Genomic DNA, 15,519 nt, shown 5'->3' on the forward strand with positions numbered 1-15,519 from the left:
AAGTCCGGCGCAAGATGATGTTCACGCCGGCCGCTGGCGTGTTGACACCCATATAGATAATTTCGGAGAAACGTACCAGACCATTCAACCAAGCTAATCGATTTTTTTATAGTCGAGGCGAGAAAGTGAACCGGAACCGCAGCATGAATCTCACGGCGGAAAATCTTGGCGTGCGGCGCGGCGAAGATTTCATATTCATGAATATTTCCTTCAAGTTAAGCGACGGTGAGGCTCTTGTGCTGACCGGCCGCAACGGTTCAGGAAAATCCACCCTGCTGCGCACGGTGGCCGGCCTGCTGCGCCCGGAACAGGGCCGAGTAAAGATAGCCGGCAAAGAAATCGAAGCCGACATGCGCCCTTCGGAGGCCTGCCACTATCTCGGCCATCGCAATGCGATGAAAACGGAACTGACCGTTTCGGAGAATCTTCGGTTCTGGAAGGACTTCCTCGGCGATTTTTCCGGCGGTGCGGGCGTGGCGATCGATGAGGCTGCGGAAATCGTCGGCCTCGCCGGCATTACCCACCTGCCCTTCGGTTATCTTTCCGCCGGCCAGCAGCGGCGCTTTGCCATGGCGAAACTTTTGATTGCATGGCGACCGGTATGGATTCTCGATGAGCCGACGGCGGCGCTCGACAAGGCTGCGGACGGGATGTTTACCGATCTCGTGAAAAACCACCTTGGAAAAGGCGGCATCGTTCTGGCCGCGACCCATCAGCCTTTGGGGCTGGAGAGCGCGCGGGAATTGCGGATGACGGGGTTTGCGGGTGTGGAGGCTTGGGCATGAGGGCGATGTGCGTGGGGCATACCCCCCTCTGCCCTGCCGGGCATCTCCCCCTCAAGGGGGGAGATCGATCTGCGGCAAGGTCTCGCCCATCTCTACGCCTGAGAATAAAGCAGCGGAAGAGCCTCTTGCCGATCTCCCCCCCTGAGGGGGAGATGCCCGACAGGGCAGAGGGGGGTAACGCCCCAGACGCGGAGCAACCCCAATGACCGCCCTCTTCCTCCGTGACATCAAACTCTCCATCCGCGCCGGCGGCGGCGCGCTGATCGGCGTTCTGTTCTTCATGACAGTGGTTGCCGTCATCCCCTTCGGCGTCGGCCCCGATCTCAACCTGCTCGCCCGCATCGGCCCGGCCATCGTCTGGATCGGCGCGTTGCTCTCCGCCCTTCTCGGCCTCGACCGGCTGTTTCAGGCCGAGCGGGATGACGGCTCCCTTGATCTGATCCTGATGCAGGAAACCCCGCTGGTGCTGACCGTGTTCGTGAAATGCCTGGCACACTGGGTCACGACCGGTCTGCCGCTGGTGCTTGCCTCCCCTTTGCTTGGCCTCTTCATGAACATGGACGAAGTGGCTATCGGCGCAGTGATGCTTACCCTTCTCGTCGGCTCACCCGCCATCACCTTCATCGGCGCGGTGGGGGCGGCGGTTGCCGTTGCTTTGCCGCGCGGAGGGCTTCTGGTTTCCATCCTCGTCCTGCCGCTCGCCATTCCCGTGCTGATCTTCGGCGTCAGCGCCTCCTATGCGGCGGTGCAGGACCCGGCGCCCTTCATGCCGCCATTTCTCATTTTGAGCGCGATCACGTTATTTTCAGCCGTGACCGGCCCTTTCTTCGCCGCTTTGGCGCTGCGCAATGTTATGGATTGATGAAACCAAGCCAGACGATCCCCGATTGACAGGGATCAATTGCGGGGCGGCCATTCTCGGGTTACACAAACGGCATGAACGAGCAGACTTTCACCATCACCAAATTCAGTGATCTCGCCAATCCCACCCGGTTTCTGGCGCTGGCGGCACGCATTCTGCCCTGGCTCGCTGCCTTGACGGCGCTGGTGCTGGCCGCCGGTCTTTATCTGTCCTTCACCACCGAAGGCGATTACCAGCAGGGTTACACGGTGCGCATCATGTATGTGCATGTGCCCTCAGCCTGGCTCGCCATGATGTGTTATTCGGTCATGGCGGTCTCCGCAATCGGCACCCTCGTCTGGCGTCATCCGCTGGCGGATGTCAGCCACAAGGCCGCCGCCCCCATCGGCGCGGCCTTCACGCTGATTGCGCTCGTCACCGGCTCGCTCTGGGGCAAGCCCATGTGGGGAACCTGGTGGGTGTGGGATGCACGGCTGACCTCCGTCTTCGTGCTTTTCCTGATGTATCTGGGGCTGATCGCGCTCAACCGCGCCATGGACGACCCATCCAGAGCCGCCCGCGTCAGCGCCGTGCTGATCCTCGTCGGTTTCGTGAATATCCCCATCATCAAATTTTCGGTCGAGTGGTGGAACACGCTGCACCAGCCGGCAAGCGTCATCCGCATGGGCGGCTCCGCCATCGATGCGGAATTCCTCTGGCCGCTGCTCATCATGGCCGTGGGCTTCACGCTGCTGTTCTTCACCCTGCACATCGCCGCCATGCGCAACGAAATCTGGCGTCGGCGCGTGGCCGCGCAGCGGCGTCTCGCGGCGCGCATGGCGAACCGGGAGGGCTGAGGGGATGACGCACGCCTTTTATATCGGCATGTCCTATGCGGCGACCGGCCTTGTCGTTCTCTGTCTCATCGCCTGGGTCGTCGTGGACGGTCAGGCACGCAAACGGGAATTGAAGGAACTCGAGGCATCCGGCGTACGCCGCAGGGCGAGAGCCGGTTCCGCAGGTGACGCGCAATGACGCAGGCTGACCGCGACACCAAGGCCAAAACGACAGGCCGTGCACGCTATGCGCTGGCGCTTCTGCCGCTTCTGCTGTTCGGCGGTTTCGCCCTTGTCGCCGGCAAGATGCTTTACGATCAGGATGTGAACGGGCTGGATATCAGCGCCATTCCCTCGGCGCTGATCGGCACCAGGGCGCCCATCCTGTCGCTACCGCCGCTGGAAGGCTCCAACCTGCCGGCGCTGACCGATGCCGCCATCAAGGGCAAGCTGACTCTGGTGAACGTCTTCGCCTCCTGGTGCATTCCCTGCCGGCAGGAGCATCCGCTGCTTCAGGAACTGGCAAAAGACAGCCGCATCACCGTCGTCGGCATCAACTACAAGGACAAACAGGACAATGCGCTGCGCTTCCTCGGCGAGCTCGGCAATCCCTTTGCTGCGATAGGGGTCGATCCGAACGGCAAGGCCGCGATAGACTGGGGCGTCTACGGCATTCCCGAAAGTTATCTGGTCGGCGCGGATGGCACGATCCTTTATAAAAAGGTCGGCCCCTTCGATGCCCGCAGTGTCGAGCGCGACCTGCTGCCAGCCATTGCGGCAGCAGCCGGTAAATAACCCGCTCCGCAAGGCGTCACCCCTTGGTAATGACCCGCAGCGAAGGGCCTTCAGCCGGCAGACGCATGCCTTCCAGCACCACCTGATCGCGACCGCCGCGTTTTGCGGCATAGAGACTGTCATCGGCCCGCTTGATGGCGTCATGAATGGAATGATCTCCCCTCGCGACGGCCGAAACACCGAAGCTTGCGGTGATCTGGCTGGTTACGCCCCGGTTGCGCCAATCGAGCGACGAAAGGCCTGTCCGCATACCATTGGCAAGCTGGCCGGCTGCGGCGGCTGTCTGGCCGGGCAGGAAAACCACGAATTCCTCGCCGCCGAAACGGGCCACCAGCGCATCCTCGGGTGCATTTCGCCTGAGCAGATCGGAAAGGCCGATGAGAACAATATCTCCGGCCGCATGACCGTAAACATCGTTGATACGCTTGAAGTGATCTATGTCGCAGGCAATGACCGCACCCTCGGGCGTATCGTTGCGAAAATCGGGAACTCGGCGGTCGAACCCACGACGGTTCAGCACGTCCGTCAGCGGATCATGCTCTGCCGCATGCAGATGCCGTTCGACGGTGACGGAAATCTGGCTCGCAAGCACGGAGAGCGCCAGCAGGAAGCCGAAGATGCTCGCCGCAAGCTGCATGTAGAAAGCATAGTCGGATTCGAAGAATTCGCTGAGTTCGATCATTGAGCCGCCCGGCGTCATCACGAGCAGCATGCCGATGCGTACCAGCGTCTCCAGCACCACAAGACAGGCAATTCCCACCATCAGCCTGTCGGCAAGCGCGACGGGGCGCTTCCGCACGATCCAGACCGGGATCGCGAGCAAAAGGGCACAGACGAGATCGCCAATGACGAGCTCGCGTTTCAGATCAGGTGTGACGAAAACATGGAAAGAGACCAGCAAAACCGCGGCAACCCCGATCGATAGCCGGGCCGTGATATAAAGCGACCGCTCGAAATGGACGAGCAGAGCGTGGCCATAGAGGAAGAAGGCGGAGAAGAACAACAGGTTCGAAACAATCGCCTGTATTTCGAAGGGCAGGCCGCCAAGCACCAGAGGTGTCGCAAAACCGAAGGCCGCCGAAAGATATCCTATACCCCAATAGCGGGCGGAAGCGTGGCCGATCCTTTGCAGGAACAGGAACACCACGCCGAATGTCAGCATGATGAAGGGGAGAAGATAGGCGAAGTTGTCTTGCAATGGGTTCTGCCGGAGGGAGAGACGGGCCTTTGCCTGACACTACCGCAATGCCATTAAGAAAACCTGCATATATTGCGCGGCTTCCGTGCCTTTCGGCGGGCGGCACCGGAAAACCCGTTCACATTTGCGGGAGCGCGTTCTGCCATTCCTTGATCGCGTCCACGGGCCAGAGCAGCATCACCACGTTCAGCGTCAGGTTGTCACGGATCAGCCAGCCGGTGAAGATTTCGAAGAAGATGGCGATCACCACCGTCAGCCACACCGGCACACGGGCGGCGAACAGGAAACCCAGCACCATGAAGACGGTATCCATCGCTGAGTTCAGTATGCTGTCGCCAGTGTAACCCAGCGCCATGGTCGCCGTACGGTAACGATCAATGATAATAGGCGAGTTCTCAAGAATTTCCCATGCCGCTTCCACCAGAACCGCGAGCGAAAGCCGCATGGAAAGCGGCCTGTTGCGGAAGAGCAGCCAGGCGAACCAGTAGAACAGGAAGCCGTGAATGATATGCGAGGGGGTATACCAGTCTGCCAGATGCTGGGAATTGCCCGGCGTGTTCACGCCCGGCTCGAACAGCTTCACGTAACCGCATTCGCAGATTGGAATGCGGCCCATGGCATAAAGGATGACGATCTGCAGGAGAAGCAGCCCGGCGGCCACGCCGAACCATTTGAGCGAGCGCGAACGGGAAGCCGACATCTCTGCAACTGTCATTTTTCGTCCTTGTTGAGCGGTTCCAGCGAATGGCGCATGACGAGCGGCATCTGCGCCATGGTGAAGATGATGGTGATCGGCATCGTGCCCCACACCTTGAAGGCAACCCAGGTGTCGGTGGTGAACATGCGCCACACCACCTCGTTCAGCACCGCAAGAAACAGGAAGAATACGCCCCAGCGCAGCGTCAGCTTGCGCCAGCCCTCATCCGTCAGCCTGAAGGCGGAATTAAAGACATAACCGAGCAGCGATTGCCCGAAGAACAGGCCGCCGAGCAGAATGACACCGAACAGCGTGTTGACGATGGTAGGCTTCATCTTGATGAAGGTGTCGTTCTGCAGCCAAAGCGTCAGCGCACCGAACACGAACACCACGATGCCCGATATCAGCGGCATGATCGGCAATTTGCGCGTCAGCACCCATGAAACCGAAAGCGCCAGAGCCGTTGCGATCATGAACAGACCGGTGGCGATGAAGATCGGCCCGCCGAACTCCGTCAGAACAGGGAAAGTGGAGGCCAGCCATTCGCCGCGGGAATTGGCGAAGAAGAACACCATGAGCGGGCCAAGCTCGAGCACGAATTTCAGGAGCGGGCTGATTTCCGCCACCATCTTTTCGCTTTCCTTGGAATTGCTTTCAATATCCATACTCAAACTCCCGCAATGGCCTTGGCGAAATCTTCCGCCTCGAAGGGCTCCAGATCGTCCACACCTTCACCCACACCGATGAAATAAACCGGCAGCTTGTGTTTGGCAGCGATGGCGACGAGGATACCGCCCCGCGCCGTGCCATCCAATTTTGTCATAATCAGGCCCGAAACACCCGCGACATTGCGGAATATTTCCACCTGGTTCATGGCGTTCTGGCCGGTCGTCGCATCCAGCGTCTGCAGCACGGTGTGCGGCGCATCCGGATCGAGCTTGCCGAGCACGCGCACGATCTTTTCCAGCTCCGCCATCAGCTCCGTCTTGTTTTGCAGACGGCCGGCCGTATCGATGATGAGCACATCGCTTTTCTGCGCCCGCGCCTGCTCATAAGCGTCATAGGCAAGCCCGGCCGCATCCGCGCCAAGCTTGGTGCCGATGAATTGCGAACCGGTACGATCCGCCCATATCTTGAGCTGCTCGATGGCCGCCGCGCGGAACGTATCGCCCGCCGCCAGCATGACCTTGAGGCCCGAGCCGGAAAGCTTGGCGGCAAGCTTGCCGATGGTCGTCGTCTTGCCCGTACCGTTCACACCGACGACGAGAATGACATGCGGCTTGTGCGAAAGATCGAGTTCCAACGGTTTGGCCACAGGCTTCAGGACCTTGGTGATCTCGCCCGCCATGATGCGCGCCACATCCTCGCCGCTCACATCCTTGCCGTAACGCTCGGAAGACAGGGCGCCGGTGATGCGCATGGCGGTCTCGACGCCGAGATCCGACTGGATAAGAAGATCCTCCAGCTCGTCGAGCGTATCCTCATCCAGCTTGCGCTTGGTGAAAAGCGCCGAAATCTGTGTGGTCAGCTGCGACGACGTGCGGGCAAGTCCTGCCCGCAGGCGCTGAAACCATGTCAGTTTTACCTGCGGTGCGACAGGGGCAGGCTCCTGCCGCTCACTGGCGGACGAAAAACCCTTTGGTAGAGCTGGCGGTGTAGCGGAGGGCTCGGCGGCAGTCGCGGCTTCGGCCTCGTCAAGCAGCGCATCCATCGCATTCGCATCCAGCACGACATCCGCTGCTTCGGCGGCAGATTCGGCCTGCTCTTCGGCGGCTGCTTCCGCCTGTAGCAACGACAGCGGCACCACGCCCATATCGCCGGAAAGCTCGGCACCGGGCAGAAGCGGTGCGTCCTCTTCCTCGTCATCGGCGGAAAGGACCGTGTCTGTCGACTCGTCCGGGGCCGGCCCGCCGGCCGTCTCCATCTCCAGTTCGGAAACCGGGTCCTTGTCGACAGGGCCATGCACTTCGGCGTCGCTCAGCGCCGCTTCGAAGGAAGCGTTTTCATTGCCGCGCTCAGGCGCGGCGTCCTCTTGCGGCCGGTCATCCGTTTCGGCCTTGTCCTTGCCGAACGAAAAGACTTTTTTGATGAAGCCGAGGGCCATGGTCGTTCCCGTGTCTTTTCTCTTGTGCCGCCTCAGGCCGCGTCCGCCGCCAGAAGCTTCATGTTCAGATGTTTGCCGTTGTGGCCGGTAATCGCAACCTGCGCAAGAGTGCGCGGGGCAAGATGCGGTGCCTCCACCAGCGTGAAATTGTCGGTATGCGCAAAACCGTTGTTTTCAACGAGGATCGTCTGCGCCGAGCCGACCATATTTTGCAGATGCGCCAGCTTCAGCACCTCGCCGCGCTCCCGAAGCCTCGCCGCCCGCTCCTTCACCAGGGCCCGGTCGAGCTGCGGCATGCGTGCCGCCGGCGTGCCAGCACGCGGGCTGTAGGGAAAGACATGCAGGCTGGAAATGCCGCATTCTTCCGCAAGCGTCGCGGCGTTTTCGAACATGTCTTCCGTCTCGGTCGGAAAACCGGCGATCATATCCGCCCCGAAGGCGATATCCGGCCGCAGCGACCGCACCTCGTGACAGAAACGAATGGCGTCGGCGCGGGAATGGCGGCGTTTCATGCGTTTCAGGATCATGTCGTCGCCATGCTGGAGGGACAGGTGCAGATGCGGCATGAAACGCGGCTCATCGGCAATCAGATCCATCAGATGGCGGTCGGCCTCGATACTGTCGATGGAGGAAAGCCGCAGCCGCAAGATGTCCGGCACCTGTTTAAGCAATGTTTTGGCGAGGTAACCGAGGGAAGGTTCCCCCGGCAGGTCCGCGCCATAGCTCGTGGCGTCCACCCCCGTCAGTACGATCTCGCAATAGCCGCTTTCCGTCAGCCTGCGTGCCTGATCCACCACGGCACCCATCGGCACGGAGCGGGAATTGCCGCGCCCATAAGGAATGATGCAGAAGGTGCAGCGATGATCGCAGCCGTTCTGCACCTGAATGAAGGCGCGCACATGCCCGTCTATGTGCTTCACCATCTGCGGCGCGGTCGCCTTGATGCTCATGATATCGTTGACGCGCAGCTTTTCTTCCGCCGAGACGCCGAAATCCGGCAGCGCGCGATAGGAGGCGCTTTTCAGCTTCTCCTCATTGCCCAGCACCGCATCCACCTCGGGCATCTCGGCAAAGGTCTGTTTTTCCGTCTGCGCGGCGCAGCCGGTGACGATGATACGGGCATGCGGATTGTCGCGCCGCGCCCGACGGATGGCCTGGCGCGCCTGACGTACCGCCTCACCCGTCACGGCGCAGGTATTGACCAGCACGGCATTGTTGAGCCCGGCCTTTTCAGCCTCCGCCCGCATCACTTCCGATTCATAAGTGTTGAGACGACAGCCGAAGGTTATGACCTCGACGCCACTCATACAGCCCCCCGCTCGACCGCATCGCGCGCCCAGGCGCCAGTGACGGGATCGACGGAACCCGACCATTCCCATTCGGCCGGGCCGGTCATGATGACATGATTGTCCTCGCGCCAGTCGATGGTCAGCGGCACGCGAATGGGGCTGGAGGCGACATCGATGGTGACTGTCCTGCCGGTGCGGCCGGTGCGGGCAGCGGAAACGGCCGAGGCGCAGGCGGCGGAACCGCAGGCGAGTGTCAGGCCGGCCCCACGCTCCCATGTGCGGGTGCGCAGCGCGCTGTCGGAAATCACCTGCGCCAGCGTGATATTGGCCTTTTCCGGAAACATCGGGTGATTTTCGAGCAGAGGTCCGAAACGTTCAAGATCGAACTCCATCGGATCGCGGTCCACCCAGAAAATCGCATGCGGGTTGCCCATGGACATCACGGCGGGCGAATGCAGGATCGGCGCATCGATCGGCCCGATCTGCAATTCGATGCGGCTGGTATCATGGAATTCTTCCGAAAGCGGAATATCGCTCCAGCGGAAACGCGGCAGGCCCATATCGACGGAAATCATGCCGTCTTCATGTTCGACGGCATTCAGAATGCCCGCCACCGTCTGGAAGGTGAAACTGGTCTTGCCGGTTTCGGAAGACAGCGCCTGTACCACGCAGCGTGTGCCATTGCCGCAGGCCTGCGCCTTCGTGCCATCGCAATTGAGGATATCGATAAAGGCATCCGTGCCACCGACACGCGGATCGTGGATGGCCATGATCTGGTCGAACTGTGTGGCAGCATCGGCGTTCAGCGCAATCGCCGCTTCCGGCGTGACCATATCCTTACGGCCGCGCATGTCGATAACGAGGATCTTGTTGCCAAGCCCGTTCATCTTCGCAAATTCGACCGTGTCCGCCATTGCCCTGAACCTGAAAACTGTCTGAAATCGGATTGCGTAGGGAATTTCCCCGCACTTTCGCCCTATATGGCGGAAAGGACGGCAAATTACCAGACTGTTGCGGCGCAAACGCGGCAGTGATCAGGCGGAAGGCACGTCGAAAACCTCACCGGGGCGCATCGGCCGAAAACGGCTCTCATCCACCCCCTGCTCTATCAATGCGACCTTCAGGGCCGCAAGCGGCGCATCCACGGCCTCATCCGTCAACTGTACCGTACCCCAATGGTGCCCGCAAACATGCGCCGCACCGCAAAGCTTCATGCCCTCCACGGCTTCCGCCGGGTTCTGGTGCTGGCCCTTCATGAACCAGCGCGGCTCGTAAGCGCCGAAGGGCAGGTTGGCGAGGCGGAAATCGCCGTGCTTCTTGCGCGCGGCGTGATAATTGAGACCCTCGTGGAAACCGGTATCGCCGATATGGTAGATTTTACCGCCCGGCGTTTCGATGACGAAGGCAGCCCACAGAGCCATGCGCCGGTCGTTAAGACCACGGGCCGACCAATGATGGCACGGTTCGAAATGAATCTTCACCGAACCCGTCTCCACCACATCGCCCCAGTCACCCACCCTGATACGCGCCGCCTCTACCCCGGTGCGGATGATGGCGTCATTGCCGAGCGGTGTGATGAAAAGCGGCTTGTGCGCCACATGCAGGCGCTTCAGCGTCTCCATATCCAGATGGTCGTAGTGATTGTGCGTCACCAGCACCAGGTCGATGGGCGGCAGGTCCTCGAAACGGATGCCGGGCGCATTGACCCGCTTGGGACCGGCGAAGCTGAACGGGCTGGTGCGCTGCGACCACACCGGATCGATGAGAATATTCAGCCCCGCCGTCTGGATAAGGAAGGAGGCATGGCCGACGAAAGTGACGCGCATGTCCCTGCCTTCGATCCGGGCTTCCGGTTTTGCGAAGGGAAAGGGGCTCGGATAGCTTTCCGGCCATGTGGCGCGCTCGCCATTGAAGCGCCATTTCATAAGGCCCATGAAATTGCCGGGCGGCGAACCGCCGGGATTGAAGAAGCGCACCCCGTCGAAATGATCGGAGATCGGGCCGCTATAATAGGCGCTCGCGTTCGAACGACGGGCATAAAGACCCCCACCCGCCAGAGCGAGCAGGCCAAGCGCGGAAAAACGAAAGAAGTTTCGACGTTTCATGACGAAGGTATAGGGAGCGAAAGGGGCCTGTTCAAGCGCCGCCAATGGCCGCCTGCGGCCAATCACGCAAAGATGAAATGCGGGCCTTTTCGGCTATAAACCCGCGCCGCCTTGACTTTTCCCGCACTTTCCTGTTTATCCCGCCCATCAGCTGGCAGTTTCACGACTCCAAGCCGCCGACCGGGACCCGCAAAGGTATAAAGAGATCCCGGAGGTCAACACCCGACAGCGCGATGCGCCCTCGGGTGCTTTTTGGCTTTGCGTCTTGTTTTTGCCAGCGAAAGCACCGACGTTTCGGAAACCCCGGAACGAAGAAGGAAGAAACGATGTTTGAAAACCTCCAGGACCGCCTTGGTTCCATTCTGAATGGACTGACCGGCCGTGGCGCGCTGACGGAAGCCGATGTTGCCGCCGCCCTGCGCGAGGTTCGCCGCGCGCTTCTGGAAGCGGACGTGGCGCTGGAAGTCGTGCGTTCCTTCACCGACAGGGTGCGTGAAAAGGCTGTCGGCGCAGCCGTCCTGAAGTCGATCAAGCCCGGCCAGATGGTCGTCAAGATCGTGCATGACGAGCTTGTCGAGATGCTCGGTACCGAAGGCGTCTCCATCGATCTCAACGCCCCCGCCCCCGTCGTCATCATGATGGTGGGTCTGCAGGGTTCGGGCAAGACCACCACCACCGGCAAGATTGCCAAGCGCCTGACCGACCGCGAGAAGAAGAAGGTGCTGATGGCATCTCTCGACACGCGTCGTCCGGCCGCGCAGGAACAGCTTCGCCAGCTCGGTGTCCAGACGAGCATCGACACGCTGCCGATCATCGCCGGCCAGTCGCCAACCGATATCGCCGCACGCGCGGTGCAGGCGGCAAAGCTTGGCGGCCATGACGTCGTCATTCTCGATACCGCCGGCCGTACCCATATCGACGAACCCTTGATGCTGGAAATGGCCGACATCAAGAAGAAGTCCAACCCGCACGAAATCCTGCTGGTCGCGGATTCGCTGACCGGTCAGGACGCCGTCAATCTGGCGCGCAATTTCGATGAGCGCGTCGGCATCACCGGCCTCGTGCTGACCCGTATGGATGGCGATGGACGCGGCGGTGCGGCTCTCTCCATGCGTGCCGTCACCGGCAAGCCGATCAAGCTGATCGGTATCGGCGAGCGGATGAACGAACTCGACGAGTTTCATCCGCGCCGTATCGCCGACCGTATTCTCGGCATGGGCGACATCGTCTCGCTGGTCGAAAAGGCCGCCGAAAACATCGATGCGGAAAAAGCCCGCGCCATGGCCGAGAAGATGGCCAAGGGCAAGTTCGACCTCAACGATCTCTCCGACCAGCTTGCCCAGATGAAGAAGATGGGCGGCATGGGCGGTATCATGGGGCTGATGCCCGGCATGGCCGGCATGAAGGACAAGATGGCTTCGGCTGGTCTGAACGACAAGATGTTCGACCGCCAGATCGCCATCATCTCTTCGATGACCAAGGCCGAACGCGCCAATCCCGATATTCTGAAGCATAGCCGCAAGAAGCGCATCGCCGCCGGTTCCGGCACGGATGCTGCTGAAATCAACAAGCTTCTGAAGATGCATCGCGGCATGGCCGACATGATGAAGGCCATGGGCGGCAAGGGCAAAGGCGGCATCATGAAGCAGATGATGGGCGGCCTTGCCGGCAAGATGGGCCTCGGTGGCCTTGGCGGCGGTATGCCGGACCTGTCGAACATCGATCCGAAGCAGCTCGAGGCGCTCCAGAAGCAGGCGGAAGCAGCCGGTCTCGGCAAGCCGGGCGCAATGCCCGGTCTTGGCGGTCTGCCGGGCGGATTGCCGGGTCTGGGTGGCGCCAAGCTGCCCGGTCTTGGCGGCATGCCGGGCCTGCCCGGCTTTCCGAAAAAGAAGTGAGGGGGGCACCAGTGAACAATGCAGAGGTGAAAGCCCAGCTTTCCGAATACCGCCAGTCGATCGACAATATCGATGCCGCACTGGTTCACATTCTTGCCGAACGTTTCCGCTGTACCAAGGCGGTGGGCGTGCTGAAGGCAAAGTACAATTTGCCGCCGGCCGACCCGGCGCGCGAGGAATACCAGATCGAACGCCTTCGCCGTCTGGCGAAGGATGCCAATCTGGACCCGGATTTCGCCGAGAAGTTCCTGAACTTCATCATCAAGGAAGTCATCCGGCATCATGAAGCAATCGCCGCCGAACATGGCGGTAACGAAAAGACCGCCTGAACGGCGGACAAGCCATCCTAAGGAGTAAATGACATGGCACTGAAAATTCGTCTCGCACGCGGTGGTTCCAAGAAGCGCCCGTATTACCAGATCGTCGTTGCTGACGCCCGTTCGCCCCGCGACGGCCGTTTCCTCGAGAAGGTCGGTTCCTGGAACCCGATGCTCGGCAAGGACAACCCGCAGCGCGTTGAGCTGAAGGCTGACCTCATCAAGGAATGGATCGCCAAGGGCGCACAGCCGACCGACCGCGTTCTGCGCTTCCTCGCAGAAGCCGGCCTTGCCGAGCGCGCCGCTCGCAGCAACCCGGAAAAGGCAAAGCCGGGCAAGCGCGCCCTGGAGCGCGTTGCTGAAAAGAAGCAGAAGGCTGAAGATGCAGCCGCTGCTGCTGCGGAAGCCTCTGCTGCAGAATAATCTGCACGGAAACTTTTGAAGAACGGGCGGTGTGGTTTTCCATGCCGCCCGTTTTTTGTTTATTTTGGCGTCAACAAACCTTAAAGCTGACGCAACCAACACCAGAAGACGGACGGCCCGATGGCAAAGCTGGAAAACCCGGTACTCATGGCAAAGATCGGCGGCGCGCAGGGCCTGCGCGGCGAAGTCCGTGTCAGCACCTATACGGCCGATCCGATGGCGCTTGGCGACTATGGCAATCTCGTCACTGCCGATGGCCGCGTTTTCGAAATTCTGGAAGTGCGCGAGGGCAAGAACGTCGTCGTCGTTCGTTTCAGGGGCATCAACGACCGAAATGCGGCGGAAAGCCTGAATGGGCTGGAGCTGTTCATCGAGCGCGACAATCTGCCCGACGACGAGCTTGACGATGACGAGTTTTATTATGCCGATCTCGAAGGGCTGGAAGCCGTCGATGCGGAAGGCAAAAGTTATGGCGCCGTCAGCGCCGTCTATGATTTCGGCGCGGGTGATCTTCTGGAGCTGAAGGGCGCGGGCCGTCGCCCTGCCCTCATTCCCTTTTCGGAAGCAGCCGTGCTGGAAATCGATCTCGAAGCCGGTCGTATTCTCATCGATCCGATGGCCGCCGGCTTGATCGACAATCCCGACGACAAGGACGAAACCGGCGTATCGCCTTTCGGCAAGAAATAAACAATGACCTTCAAGGCTACCGTTCTGACGCTCTACCCGGAAATGTTTCCCGGGCATCTCGGATATTCGCTGGCGGGCAAGGCGCTGGAGCGGGGGCAATGGTCGCTGGACGCCGTACAGATCCGCGAATTTGCTACTGACAGACACAGAAGCGTCGATGACACACCGGCAGGCGGCGGCGCCGGCATGGTGCTAAAGCCCGACGTTCTGGCGGCGGCCATCGACCATGTTTCAGATGGCGATACACGGCCCCGCCTCCTTATGAGCCCACGTGGCAAACCGCTGTCGCAAAACCGTGTGCGTGAACTGGCGGCCGGAGAAGGCGCGATCATCGTCTGCGGCCGTTTCGAAGGCGTCGACCAGCGGGTGATAGAGGCGCGCGGGCTGGAGGAAGTGTCGATCGGCGATTACATCCTCTCCGGCGGTGAGCCGGCGGCGCTGACGCTTCTTGATGCCGTCGTCCGCATCCTGCCGGGCGTCATGGGCAACGATCTTTCCGGTGTGCATGAGAGCTTCGAGGGCGGACTGCTGGAACATCCGCACTATACCCGCCCGCAGGTCTGGGAAGGCCGTGATATCCCAGCCGTTCTCACCTCCGGCAACCACGCTGTCATCGACAGGTGGCGTCATGAACAGGCGCTGAAGCTGACGCAGGAAAGACGCCCGGACCTTCTGGTAAAGGCTCAGGCCGAAACGAAGTAATAGGCGGTCAGCACCAGCCCGACCGCAATCACCAGCCAGCGGATGATCCATTGCGGCACCCGCCGTGCCGTGTGCACGCCCACATAGCCGCCAAGTGCGGCCGCAGGGAACATGATGAGCGCCGCCCACCAGGAAACGACGCCACCGCTGACGAAGATCGTGATTGCGATGACGGCGATCACGACTGACAAGAGGTTCTTCAGCGCGTTCAGATGATGATAGCTGCCGCCCGAGGTTATTCCGAGGATGGCCAGCATCATGATGCCCATGCCGGCACCGAAAAACCCGCCATAGACGGAAGCGAGACCCTGAAAGACGAGGCTCGGCAGATTGCCGGGCGAACGTTCGGCGCTCGCCTTCGGCCGCAGCCACGGGCCGGCAGCGAAAACGGCGGTGGCAGCAAGAAGCAGCCATGGCACGAGCTGGCGGAAGGAAGGATTGTCGAGCGACAAAAGCAGAAGCGATCCGGCCAGCCCGCCGACGACTGAAACGCCCGACAGAAGGATCGCCTCGCGCCAATGGGCGCGAATTTCCGGCCCATAGGCGATCACGGAGGTGATGTAGCCCGGAAACTGCACGATGGCTGACGTGGCGTTGGCGACGATGGGTGGCAGGCCGGCCAGCGTCATCGCCCCGAAGGTCAGGAAGGTGCCGCCACCGGCAATCGCATTGACGACACCCGACAGAAAGCCGGTCGTAAACAGCATGAGAACGATGAAAATTGACATGGCCCCTCCCAAGGTTCCCATGCCATATCCGCCAGCGCGCCGCTTCGCAACTGCCGGAACGCGGCGCGTAATTGATAAAATATTGTCATGAAAGGGATGACAAACGGCGCATCCTCG

General features: G+C 60.9%; 18 protein-coding genes. 10 read left to right on the forward strand and 8 right to left on the reverse strand.

Annotation, left to right across the window (positions count from 1 at the left end; all coding sequences use genetic code 11):
• Window positions 1-143 precede the first annotated feature (143 nt).
• The 5 genes from ccmA to ACIK7D_RS21900 all read left to right on the forward strand — a co-directional run bounded on the left by ccmA (window position 144) and on the right by ACIK7D_RS21900 (window position 3,257).
• On the forward strand, window positions 144-785 hold the full coding sequence (gene ccmA, locus ACIK7D_RS21880) for a heme ABC exporter ATP-binding protein CcmA (protein ID WP_137004069.1): 642 nt from the start codon (window positions 144-146) through the stop codon (window positions 783-785).
• A 202-nt stretch (window positions 786-987) separates the two neighbouring features.
• On the forward strand, window positions 988-1,647 hold the full coding sequence (gene ccmB / locus ACIK7D_RS21885; RefSeq protein ID WP_080815619.1) for a heme exporter protein CcmB: 660 nt from the start codon (window positions 988-990) through the stop codon (window positions 1,645-1,647).
• Between the two features lie 74 nt (window positions 1,648-1,721).
• Window positions 1,722-2,483, forward strand: coding sequence for a heme ABC transporter permease (locus ACIK7D_RS21890; protein ID WP_080815617.1), 762 nt, complete (start codon window positions 1,722-1,724; stop codon window positions 2,481-2,483).
• 4 nt (window positions 2,484-2,487) lie between these two features.
• Complete coding sequence (ccmD, locus tag ACIK7D_RS21895) at window positions 2,488-2,661, forward strand: heme exporter protein CcmD (protein WP_060725377.1); 174 nt, start codon at window positions 2,488-2,490, stop codon at window positions 2,659-2,661.
• A complete protein-coding gene (locus ACIK7D_RS21900) occupies window positions 2,658-3,257 on the forward strand; it encodes a DsbE family thiol:disulfide interchange protein (RefSeq protein WP_120947541.1) in 600 nt (199 codons plus the stop codon). Before ccmD ends, ACIK7D_RS21900 begins: the two co-directional genes overlap by 4 nt.
• A gap of 16 nt (window positions 3,258-3,273) precedes the next feature.
• Here ACIK7D_RS21900 and ACIK7D_RS21905 read toward each other — a convergent pair whose 3' ends face one another.
• From ACIK7D_RS21905 to ACIK7D_RS21935, 7 genes are all read right to left on the reverse strand, one after another.
• Entirely contained in the window at window positions 3,274-4,455 is a 1,182-nt protein-coding gene (locus tag ACIK7D_RS21905) for a diguanylate cyclase (RefSeq protein ID WP_400157341.1), read from the reverse strand.
• Window positions 4,456-4,573: 118 nt separating this feature from the next.
• Window positions 4,574-5,170 carry a DUF2585 domain-containing protein gene (locus tag ACIK7D_RS21910; RefSeq protein ID WP_080815616.1) on the reverse strand — a complete coding sequence of 199 codons (597 nt, stop codon included), beginning with the start codon at window positions 5,168-5,170 and terminating at the stop codon, window positions 4,574-4,576.
• Window positions 5,167-5,817: a septation protein A gene (locus ACIK7D_RS21915; RefSeq protein WP_003520517.1), complete on the reverse strand. Its 651-nt coding sequence runs from the start codon at window positions 5,815-5,817 to the stop codon at window positions 5,167-5,169. The genes ACIK7D_RS21910 and ACIK7D_RS21915 overlap by 4 nt, the downstream gene beginning before the upstream one ends.
• Window positions 5,818-5,819: 2 nt before the next feature.
• Window positions 5,820-7,256 carry a signal recognition particle-docking protein FtsY gene (gene ftsY / locus ACIK7D_RS21920; RefSeq protein ID WP_400157342.1) on the reverse strand — a complete coding sequence of 479 codons (1,437 nt, stop codon included), beginning with the start codon at window positions 7,254-7,256 and terminating at the stop codon, window positions 5,820-5,822.
• A 32-nt stretch (window positions 7,257-7,288) separates the two neighbouring features.
• Entirely contained in the window at window positions 7,289-8,563 is a 1,275-nt protein-coding gene (mtaB, locus tag ACIK7D_RS21925) for a tRNA (N(6)-L-threonylcarbamoyladenosine(37)-C(2))-methylthiotransferase MtaB (protein ID WP_400157343.1), read from the reverse strand.
• Window positions 8,560-9,459 carry a diaminopimelate epimerase gene (dapF, locus tag ACIK7D_RS21930; protein ID WP_262534145.1) on the reverse strand — a complete coding sequence of 300 codons (900 nt, stop codon included), beginning with the start codon at window positions 9,457-9,459 and terminating at the stop codon, window positions 8,560-8,562. Before dapF ends, mtaB begins: the two co-directional genes overlap by 4 nt.
• 120 nt (window positions 9,460-9,579) lie before the next feature.
• Entirely contained in the window at window positions 9,580-10,650 is a 1,071-nt protein-coding gene (locus tag ACIK7D_RS21935) for an MBL fold metallo-hydrolase (RefSeq protein WP_127756619.1), read from the reverse strand.
• 326 nt (window positions 10,651-10,976) lie between these two features.
• Between ACIK7D_RS21935 and ffh the strand changes: the two genes are divergently transcribed.
• The 5 genes from ffh to trmD all read left to right on the forward strand — a co-directional run bounded on the left by ffh (window position 10,977) and on the right by trmD (window position 14,674).
• Window positions 10,977-12,545 (forward strand): signal recognition particle protein, encoded by a 1,569-nt coding sequence (gene ffh, locus ACIK7D_RS21940; protein WP_080815611.1) that lies wholly within the window; start codon window positions 10,977-10,979, stop codon window positions 12,543-12,545.
• An 11-nt stretch (window positions 12,546-12,556) separates the two neighbouring features.
• Window positions 12,557-12,874, forward strand: a complete 318-nt coding sequence (locus ACIK7D_RS21945) for a chorismate mutase (protein ID WP_065114319.1) — start codon at window positions 12,557-12,559, stop codon at window positions 12,872-12,874.
• A gap of 33 nt (window positions 12,875-12,907) precedes the next feature.
• Window positions 12,908-13,285, forward strand: coding sequence for a 30S ribosomal protein S16 (gene rpsP / locus ACIK7D_RS21950; RefSeq protein WP_035221728.1), 378 nt, complete (start codon window positions 12,908-12,910; stop codon window positions 13,283-13,285).
• Window positions 13,286-13,405: 120 nt separating this feature from the next.
• Window positions 13,406-13,972, forward strand: a complete 567-nt coding sequence (rimM, locus tag ACIK7D_RS21955; protein WP_080815609.1) for a ribosome maturation factor RimM — start codon at window positions 13,406-13,408, stop codon at window positions 13,970-13,972.
• A gap of 3 nt (window positions 13,973-13,975) precedes the next feature.
• Complete coding sequence (trmD, locus tag ACIK7D_RS21960; RefSeq protein WP_080853001.1) at window positions 13,976-14,674, forward strand: tRNA (guanosine(37)-N1)-methyltransferase TrmD; 699 nt, start codon at window positions 13,976-13,978, stop codon at window positions 14,672-14,674.
• On the opposite strand, the gene ACIK7D_RS21965 is transcribed toward trmD, so the two are convergent.
• The gene (locus tag ACIK7D_RS21965; RefSeq protein ID WP_400157344.1) at window positions 14,656-15,402 is read right to left on the reverse strand and encodes a sulfite exporter TauE/SafE family protein; all 747 of its coding nucleotides are present in this window, start codon (window positions 15,400-15,402) and stop codon (window positions 14,656-14,658) included. The genes trmD and ACIK7D_RS21965 overlap by 19 nt on opposite strands.
• Between the last annotated feature and the right edge of the window lie 117 nt (window positions 15,403-15,519).

The organism is Agrobacterium sp. P15N1-A (genome assembly GCF_044626815.1).
GTDB lineage: Bacteria > Pseudomonadota > Alphaproteobacteria > Rhizobiales > Rhizobiaceae > Agrobacterium > Agrobacterium leguminum.